Below are 8603 nucleotides of genomic sequence, written 5' to 3' on the forward strand. Positions count from 1 at the left end.
GGGTGCGGGTGCAGCGGTTGGACGAGGGCCGCTGCCTGCAGATCATGCACCTCGGGTCGTTCGACGACGAGGCGCCCACCCTCGCCCGACTGCACGACGAGATCATGCCCGCCCGCGGCCTCACGTGGAACGGGCGCCACCACGAGATCTATCTCAGCGATGCGCGTCGCGTCGCCCCGGAGCGGCGCCGCACGGTGCTGCGTCAGCCGGTCGCGCCGATCGACGCCCGGGCGCCGCGGCGCCGGTGACGCGCGGCGGAGTCTGCGGTCGGGCGCGCGTTCACGCGCCCGCGGTCAGCCACTCCTCGCGGCGGATGCGCCACCCCAGGGTCAGCAGCCGCGCGAGCATGTACACCCCGAAGAAGCAGACCGCCAGCCACGCCAGCCCCGTGGCCCCGGCGGGGTGCAGAGACCACACGATCGCCAGTGCCGGCAGATACGGCGCCAGGTTCAGGATGCCCGCGATCGCGAGGTAGCGGGCATCGCCGGCACCGATCAGCACACCGTCGAGCACGAACACGATGCCGCAGACCGGTTGCGCCACGGCCAGCACGATGAGCGCCGGCTGCACGAGTGCGGCGACGGCGGCATCGCCGGTGAAGGCCAACCCGATCACACCCGACAGGGCGCCGATCACGATGCCGGTGAGCACGCCGAACCAGGCTCCCCATGCCACGGTGCGTCCCAGCACCCGCCGCACGAACGGCTGGTCCTCGGCGCCGAGCCCTTTGCCGATGAGGGCCTGGGCGGCGATGGCGAGAGCATCCAGCGCGAACGCGGCGGTGGAGAAGATCGTGAACGCGACCTGCCAGCCGGCCAGCTCATCGGTGCCCAGCGAGGTCGCGGCCGCGACCGTCGCCAGCAACGCGGCCCGAAGCGACACGGTGCGCAAGAACAGCCACCCGCCCGAGCGCGCCGACCCGCGCACACCGTCGCGCTGGGGGCGCAGCGAGGCCGCGTGCCGCCGCGCCAGCCGCCCGATCACCAGCGCGTACGCCCCCACCATCCCCCACTGCGCGACGACGGTGCCGGCGGCCGAACCGACGATCCCCCAGCCGAGACCGTAGATGAACAGGGCGTTCAGAGCCGCGTTGGCGGCGAAGCCGAGCCCGGCGATCCACAGCGGGGTGACGGTGTCCTGCATCCCGCGCAGCAGGCCGGTCGCCGCGAACACGACGAGCATCGCCGGCAGACCCCACATCGACATGCGCAGGTAGATCTCGGCCTGCTCGGCGACGGCCGAGGTCGGCCCGAACAGCGCCACCAAGGGCGACGTGGCGAACGACCCGATCACGGCGAGCACCGCCCCGAGGCCGAGCGCCAGCCACAGCCCGTCGATGCCGACACCCACGGCGCTGCGGTGGTCGCCCTCGCCGAACCGGCGCGCCACCGCGGGCGTCGTGGAGTACGCGAGAAACACCATCAACCCGACGATGGTCTGCAAGATCGCGCCCGCGATCCCCAGCCCCGCCAGCGGAACCAGCCCGAGATGACCGACCAGCGCCGAGTCCACGATGAGAAACAGCGGCTCCGCGACCAGGGCGCCCAGCGCCGGGACCGCCAACCGCAGGATGTCGCGATTGAGTGTCGTGGCGGTCATGCGACGAGCCTATTGCCGCGGACGCCTGGTCCCGCGAACCGCTCACGGTGGGGCCCCGCGAGGCCGCGACCGATCGTAGGCTGGACCGATGGCGACGGGAAGGATACTGCGGCGCCTCACGCTGGTCCGGCTGCACGCAGGCCTGCCCGGGTGGGCGCGGATCGCCGTCGCCGCCGTCGCGATCGTGCTCGGTGCGGTCATCGTCCTGCAGCCGACCACCGCACTCGACGTGCTCGCGTTCCTGCTCAGCGGCGGCATGCTGCTGACCGGCCTGCTCGAGCTCACCGGGCGGGCCGAGGACGCCGAGCACCCGCCCTGGCGGGCCGCGGTCGGTGTCGGCTGGCTCGTCGGCGGCATGTTCGTCCTGGTCTGGCCCGGACTGACCGTGCGCCTGGTCGCCGCGCTCGTGGGGGTGCTGCTGATCGTCAACGGCGCGCTCGCGCTGATCGCCGCCTTCCAGCGCGACCGCGGGTGGGACGCCCGCGTCGCCGACGCTGCTTTCGGTGCCGCCGGTGTGATCTTCGGCGGGCTCGCCCTGTCGTGGCCCGACATCACCCTGCTGGTGGTCGCGGTCGTCTTCGGCGCGCGGCTCATCATGGGGGGCGTCGCCGACCTGTGGACCCGGCTGCGCCGCAGGCGCGCGCGGCATCCCCGACAGCGCCGCCGGCGCTGGGCCCGGACCGCGGTCGCCGTCGCCTCGGTCGTCGTCGCGGTCGCCGCCGTCATCGTCACGGCCCCGCTGCGGCAGGGGTCCACGGTGGTCGACGCGTTCTACGCAGCCCCACGTGACATGCCCGGCGAGCCGGGCCGACTGATCCGGGCCGAGCCGTTCACCGGCGGCATCCCCGACAGCGCCGTCGCCTGGCGCATCCTATACACCACCACCGGCGTCGACGGCCGGGTGCGGGCCGCCAGCGGTGTGGTCGTCGTCCCCCGCGACGGCGACGGCAACTGGCCGGTCATCGACTGGAACCACGGGACGACCGGCTACGCGCAGCACTGTGCGCCGTCGCTGCAGCCGCGCGGCCTGTGGTCGGGCGCGCTGTACATCCTGCCGACGATCATCACGCAGGGGTGGGCGGTGGTGGCCACCGACTACATCGGCTTGGGCACCGAGGGGCCGCATCCGTATCTGATCGGCCCGCCGAGCGCGTACGCGTCGCTGGATGCCGTGCGCGCCGCCCGCGAGCTCGACGACGCCGACCTGGGCGTCGAGACGGTCATCTGGGGTCACTCGCAAGGCGGCCACGCGGCGCTGTGGTCGGGCGCGCTGGCACGCTCCTACGCCCCCGACGTGTGGGTGCGCGGGGTCGCGGCGCTCGCGCCGGCCGGCGACCCGCCCGCGCTCGTGCAGCGCGTGACGCGCGTCACCGGCGGGAGCATCTTCGCCTCGTTCGCCACCGCCTCGTACTCGGCGATCTACCCGGACGTCGACCTCACCCAGGTGGTGCGCCCGGGGGCGCAGGAGATCCTGCTGTCGATGTCGCAGCGGTGCCTGTCCGACCCCGGCACCGTGGTGTCGGTGTTCGCGGCGCTGGGGATGAGCCGTGACCCGGAGCTGTTCGCCCGGTCGCCCACCGTCGGGCCACTGGGCGCCCGGCTCCGCCAGAACATCGCGCCGCCGGGCATCGCAGCGCCCCTGCTCATCGGTCAAGGCGGTGCCGACACGGTCGTGTCCCCCACCCTCCAGGACCGCTACGTCGCGAGCCTGTGCGACGCCGGGCAGCAGGTGGACTACCGGGTGTACGCGGGCTACGAGCACGCGCGGGTCATCGAACGCCCGTCCCCGCTGCTGCTGGAACTGGTCGAGTGGACCCGGGCGCGTTTCGCCGGCGAAACGGTCGAACCCGGGTGCGTCCGCGTCGACCGGTGACGGCGGAGGAACGCCACGGGTTGTCGTACCGCCTATTCTGGTGGAATGACCGCGAACATGCTCCGCTCCGGTATCGACACCACCGAGTTGAGTATGGACATCAGACCGCAGGACGATCTGTTCCGCCACGTCAACGGCGACTGGCTGGAACGCACCGAGATCCCCGAGGACAAGGCGCGGTGGGGCTCGTTCTCCGTCATCGCCGACCAGGCTGAGGAGGACGTCCGCGCGATCATCGAAGAGGCCCGGGCCGCCGACCCCGGCACGGAGGCCCGCAAGATCGGTGACCTGTACACGAGCTTCATGGACACCGAGCGCATCGAGACACTCGGTGCGCAGCCGATGCGCGAACAGCTCGCCCGGGTGGCGGCGATCGACGGCATCCCGGCGTTCCTGCGCACGGTCGGCGAACTGGAACGCGAGGGCGTCAGCAGCATGATCGCCGCGTACGTCGAGCCCGATCCCGGCGACCCGCAACGGTACGTCGTGTTCTTCAGTCAGGGCGGGCTGTCGCTGCCCGACGAAAGCTACTACCGCCTCGATACCCTGGCGCATGTGCGCGCCGAGTTCCGCGGGTACGCCGCGCGGATGCTCGACCTGTCCGGCATCGCGGAGCCGAACGCATCGGCCGATCGGATCCTGGCCGTCGAGACCGAGCTGGCCACCCACCACTGGGACAACGTGCGCAGCCGCGACGCGGTCGCCACCTACAACCCGATGAGCTGGGACGAGGTCCAGGCGCTCGTCGGCGTCGACCTGCAGCCGTGGCTGGACGGCGTCGCACCGGGGCGGGCCGACGGTTTCGCGCGCGTCAATGTCAACCAGCCCAGCTACCTGGAGGGGCTCGGGGGCCTGCTCACCGATGATCGCCTCGACGACTGGAAAGCGTGGCTGCGGCTGCACGTCATCCGGGCATCCGCCGCGTTCTTGTCCGAGGACTTCGTCGCCGCGAACTTCGCCTTCTACGGCACCGAGCTGACGGGCGTCCCCGTCAATCGGGAACGCTGGAAGCGCGGCGTCAGCCTGGTCGAAGCCGCGCTGGGCGAGGCCGTCGGGAAGGTCTACGTCGAGCGGCACTTCCCGCCGCGCGCCAAGGCCGAGGTGGACGAACTGGTCACCCACCTCATCGAGGCGTACCGCCAGTCGATCTCCGAACTCGGCTGGATGACGCCGGCGACCCGGGACCGCGCCCTCGAGAAGCTCGACGCGTTCACCGCGAAGGTCGGCTACCCGGCGCGCTGGAAGGACTACAGCGCTCTCACCGTCACGCCCGACGACCTGATCGGCAACGTGCGGCGCACCAACGTGTGGGAGCACGACCGCCAGCTGGCGAAGCTCGGCGGTCCCATCGACCGCGACGAGTGGCACATGACGCCGCAGACGGTCAACGCGTATTACCATCCGCTCATGAACGAGATCGTCTTCCCAGCGGCGATCATGCAATATCCGTTCTTCGACATGGAACGCGATGCGGCAGCCAACTACGGCGGCATCGGCGCGGTCATCGGGCACGAGATCGGTCACGGATTCGACGATCAGGGCAGCGCCTATGACGGCCAGGGCGCGCTGAACAACTGGTGGACCGACGAGGACCGTGAGGCCTTCACGGCGCGCACGCGCTCCCTCATCGACCAGTACGACGGGCTCACCCCGCGCGGAATCAGCACCGAGTACACCGTCAATGGGGCGCTCACGATCGGCGAGAACATCGGTGACCTCGGCGGCCTCGGCATCGCGATCCGGGCATACCGGCTGCACCTGGCGGCGACCGGGCAGACCGGTGACGGCCCCGTGATCGACGGATACACCGGCATCCAGCGGCTCCTGCTCAGCTGGGGGCAGATCTGGCAGCAGAAAGGACGCGAAGCCGAGACCATTCGTCTGTTGACGACCGATCCGCACTCCCCCAACGAGTTCCGGTGCAATCAGATCGTCCGAAACGTCGACGCCTTCTACACCGCGTTCGGCGTCACCGACGGCGACGAGCTCTGGCTCCCCGCCGACCAGCGCGTCACCATCTGGTAAACCCCGTCCGCCGCCTGGCGAGGAAAGGAACTCCCTTGGGCACCGTCGAGCCCCCTAACGACACGGCGTTCCGTCGCGACGCCGACCGGTCACGCCGGGGTGGTCGCGGGCGCCGTCGGTCCGGCAGCCGTCGCACCTTCAGCTCGACCCTCACGACGCTGGATGCCCTCAGCATGTCGGGCGCCCGCGTGTCGCTACGGGTGGTCGACCTGGACTCGGGGACGGTTGTGCTGACCGGCGACGAGCACGTGACCCTTCCGGTGGAAGGACTCGGCGTCGTGCCGCTGCTGGTCGAGGTGGCCGCGCGATTCGAGGCGGGCACGCTCGACCCGCACCAGCGCGTCGCCAAAGAACTGCTCGACCCGGTGACGGCGGGCGGGCTGTGGCGCCGGATGGCGGTGTCGCGGCTGGAACTCGGCGATCTCGCGGTGATCGCCGCGGCCACCGGTGACGCGCTCGCCGCGAACGCGCTCATCGAACGGGTGGGCCTGGATGCCGTCCGGGGCCGGCTGGAGTCGCTGGGGCTGCGGCGAACGGCGCTGCTCGACCGGTTCCGCGACGTGCGGGGCCCCGACGACGCACCGCAGGTCGCGCTCAGCTCGGCGGGCGAGTTGGCGGCCTTGTTCTCCGCGCTCGTGAACTCGCGGGCCGTCTCGCCGACGGTCAGCTCACAGGTCGCCGAGTGGCTGAGCCTGAACCAGGATCTGTCGTTGGTGGCCTCCGCGACCGGACTGGACCCGTTCGCCCACGACGACGACCCGCGCGGGCTGCTCTTTTTGAACAAGACCGGCCGCGGCGACGGCATCCGTGCCGAGGCGGGGGTTCTCGCCGGGCCGCGCGCGGGTGTCGCCTACGCGCTGCTGGTCGGTTTCGATGACCTGTCGGTCGCGCACCGGCTGCGCGCGCACGAGGCCTTCCGCGTCTTCGGCGTCGACCTCATGGAGTTCGTGCACTGACCCGCGCGCACGCGACTGCCGCCCTGTTCCGCGAGACTACAGCCGCGGTATCGAGACGCCGTGGTTACCACGCGGCCTCGATAGCGCGCGTGTATTCTCGCGGGCCCGGCGGGTGCGGGACCGGCTGGGAACGGGGGCGTGGGGGCTGGGCGTGGGGGTGCGGTCAGGGGCCGGTGACGATCTCGAGACCGGTCGACTCCGCGGCCGACGACATGCCGCCAGCATCGGTGACGCCGGTGAAGCCGGCATCCCGCATGGCCTTTACGGCGGTCGCCGACCGGTTGCCGGAGCGGCAGTAGACGACGTACTCGCCCGCGGGATCGAGCCCTGCGATGCCGTCCGCGAAGGCGGGGGATTGCACATCGATGTTCAGGGCGCCCTGCAGGTGGCCCTCGCTGTACTCGGCGGGGGTGCGCACGTCCACGATCACGGTCGCGTCGGTGACCTGGACCGGCCCGGACGCGGCGCACGCCGTGAGGGTGAGGGTGGCGGTCAGCGCGAGGGCCAGCGGCACCAGTGCGCGCAGCGGGGAGGGGCTCATGCGACAGTCCTGCAGTGGCAGCGTTGCACCTCGGGAACGCCTGCGAGAGCCTCTTCGATGTGCTGTCCGCAGCCGGCCCAGGTTGATTTGCCGCAGGTGGAACAGGTGACGCGCTGACACATGGCGTGTTCTCCTTCAGGTGTACTGTCCCTCGATCGTAACATACCCCCTGGGGTATTTTGACACCGTGTGACGCGCGAGTGTACGGCGCGCGCGCGGCGACCTATGCTGGCGGCATGACCATCTCCCCGCCGTATCGCGCTGACATCGTCGGCAGCTTTCTGCGCCCCACCGTGCTTCACGACGCACGTCACAACCATGCCGCCGGCGACCTGTCCACACACGCGCTGCGCGCCGTCGAAGACGATGCGATCGAAGCGCTCATCCGCGCGCAAGCCGATGCCGGCCTCACCGTGGCCACCGACGGCGAGTTCCGACGCTCGTGGTGGCACTTCGACTACTTCGGGCTCCTGAACGGTGTGGAGGTCGTCGAACTCGATCACGGCATCCAGTTCCAGGGTGTGCAGACCAAACCCCGCGGCATCGAGATCTCCGGTCCGATTTCGTTCCCCTCCGATCATCCCTTCCTCGCGCACTTCCGGGCGCTACGCGATCTGCTCGCGCGGACGACCGGCGCGGTACCGAAGTTCACGATCCCGGCGCCCACCGTGCTCGATTTCCGCCTTGAGCCGGGTCACCTCGCCGCGCCGTACGAGCACCGCGACGACATCGTCGACGACCTCGTTCAGGCCTACCGCGATGCCCTGGCGGCGTTCTACGCGGAGGGCGCACGGTATCTCCAGTTCGATGACACCGCGTGGGCGTACCTGTGCTCCGAGGCCGAGCTGGCCAAGGCGCGCGATCGCGGCATCGAGACGGACGCGATCGCCGAGCGGTACGCCGGCATCCTCAACCGCATCCTCGAGGGCAAGCCGGATGACCTCGTGGTGACCACCCACGTGTGTCGCGGCAACTTCCGATCCACCTGGATCTCGTCGGGTGGGTACGAGCCGGTTGCCGAGCAACTGCTCGCGAACACGGCGTACGACGGCTACTTCCTGGAGTACGACAACGACCGCTCCGGCGGGTTCGAGCCGCTCCGGTTCCTGCCGGAGGGGAACAAGACGGTCGTGCTGGGCCTCATCACGACCAAGAACGGCGACCTTGAGTCGGTGGATGCCGTCAAGGCCCGCATCGACGAGACCGCCGCCTTCGCGTCGCTCGGCCAGCTCGCGCTGAGCCCGCAGTGCGGCTTCGCCTCCACTGAGGAAGGCAACACTCTCACCGAAGCCGAGCAGTGGGCGAAGGTACGGGAGGTCGTCGCGATCGCCGCCGACGTCTGGCGCTGAGCCGCTGACGCCGACGGGCGCGGATCAGGCGGACTCCTCGTCGCGCTCGGCCTTCACATATTCGCGGCCCTCGAGCGCAGCGCGGTCGATCTCTTCCTGGTCCTCGACGTAGGGGGTGCCGTGGGTGTGGAAGGTCGGCACGGTCTTCATGCCCCACGCCTGGCCCTTGGCGCGCTCGGCCTGGCTCCACTCCACGACGGGCCAATCGGGGTCCAGCAGCAGGCGCCCCTGCGCCGTGGCGAACTCGATGCGGTTGCCGC

The 8603-nt window shown here is 70.8% G+C and carries 7 protein-coding genes and 1 pseudogene; 5 read left to right on the top strand and 3 right to left on the bottom strand.

The window, feature by feature from the left end; translation table 11 throughout:
• A partial coding sequence (locus ACK5KK_RS12570) for a GyrI-like domain-containing protein (RefSeq protein ID WP_416890426.1) occupies positions 1-248 on the top strand: 248 nt, incomplete at its 5' end.
• A 31-nt stretch (positions 249-279) separates the two neighbouring features.
• On the opposite strand, the gene ACK5KK_RS12575 is transcribed toward ACK5KK_RS12570, so the two are convergent.
• The gene (locus ACK5KK_RS12575; protein WP_416890427.1) at positions 280-1599 is read right to left on the bottom strand and encodes an MATE family efflux transporter; all 1320 of its coding nucleotides are present in this window, start codon (positions 1597-1599) and stop codon (positions 280-282) included.
• An 88-nt stretch (positions 1600-1687) separates the two neighbouring features.
• On the opposite strand from ACK5KK_RS12575, the gene ACK5KK_RS12580 reads away from it, so the two are divergent.
• From ACK5KK_RS12580 to ACK5KK_RS12590, 3 genes are read left to right on the top strand one after another with little or no spacing between them, the layout of a single operon-like run.
• A complete protein-coding gene (locus tag ACK5KK_RS12580; protein ID WP_416890428.1) occupies positions 1688-3472 on the top strand; it encodes a lipase family protein in 1785 nt (594 codons plus the stop codon).
• A gap of 45 nt (positions 3473-3517) precedes the next feature.
• A complete protein-coding gene (locus tag ACK5KK_RS12585) occupies positions 3518-5497 on the top strand; it encodes a M13 family metallopeptidase (RefSeq protein WP_416890429.1) in 1980 nt (659 codons plus the stop codon).
• A 35-nt stretch (positions 5498-5532) separates the two neighbouring features.
• A complete protein-coding gene (locus ACK5KK_RS12590) occupies positions 5533-6453 on the top strand; it encodes a serine hydrolase (protein WP_416890430.1) in 921 nt (306 codons plus the stop codon).
• Between the two features lie 163 nt (positions 6454-6616).
• On the opposite strand, the gene ACK5KK_RS12595 is transcribed toward ACK5KK_RS12590, so the two are convergent.
• Positions 6617-6994 carry a rhodanese-like domain-containing protein gene (locus ACK5KK_RS12595; RefSeq protein WP_416890431.1) on the bottom strand — a complete coding sequence of 126 codons (378 nt, stop codon included), beginning with the start codon at positions 6992-6994 and terminating at the stop codon, positions 6617-6619.
• Between the two features lie 236 nt (positions 6995-7230).
• Here ACK5KK_RS12595 and ACK5KK_RS12600 point away from each other — a divergent pair, with 236 nt between their 5' ends.
• The gene (locus ACK5KK_RS12600) at positions 7231-8343 is read left to right on the top strand and encodes a 5-methyltetrahydropteroyltriglutamate--homocysteine S-methyltransferase (protein ID WP_416890432.1); all 1113 of its coding nucleotides are present in this window, start codon (positions 7231-7233) and stop codon (positions 8341-8343) included.
• A gap of 24 nt (positions 8344-8367) precedes the next feature.
• Here ACK5KK_RS12600 and ACK5KK_RS12605 read toward each other — a convergent pair.
• A pseudogene (locus ACK5KK_RS12605) lies at positions 8368-8603 on the bottom strand (hypothetical protein); the annotation flags it as partial.

Origin of the sequence: Microbacterium sp., assembly GCF_047972865.1 — a bacterium.
In the GTDB taxonomy this organism is placed as follows: Bacteria; Actinomycetota; Actinomycetes; order Actinomycetales; family Microbacteriaceae; genus Microbacterium.

What these genes read in the sequence shown, in the direction of transcription:
- ACK5KK_RS12575 (WP_416890427.1), bottom strand. Translation starts at nt 1,599, where the DNA reads ATGACCGCCACGACACTCAATCGCGACATCCTGCGGTTGGCGGTCCCG.
- ACK5KK_RS12580 (WP_416890428.1), top strand. Translation starts at nt 1,688, where the DNA reads ATGGCGACGGGAAGGATACTGCGGCGCCTCACGCTGGTCCGGCTGCAC.
- ACK5KK_RS12585 (WP_416890429.1), top strand. Translation starts at nt 3,518, where the DNA reads ATGACCGCGAACATGCTCCGCTCCGGTATCGACACCACCGAGTTGAGT.
- ACK5KK_RS12600 (WP_416890432.1), top strand. Translation starts at nt 7,231, where the DNA reads ATGACCATCTCCCCGCCGTATCGCGCTGACATCGTCGGCAGCTTTCTG.
- ACK5KK_RS12595 (WP_416890431.1), bottom strand. Translation starts at nt 6,994, where the DNA reads ATGAGCCCCTCCCCGCTGCGCGCACTGGTGCCGCTGGCCCTCGCGCTG.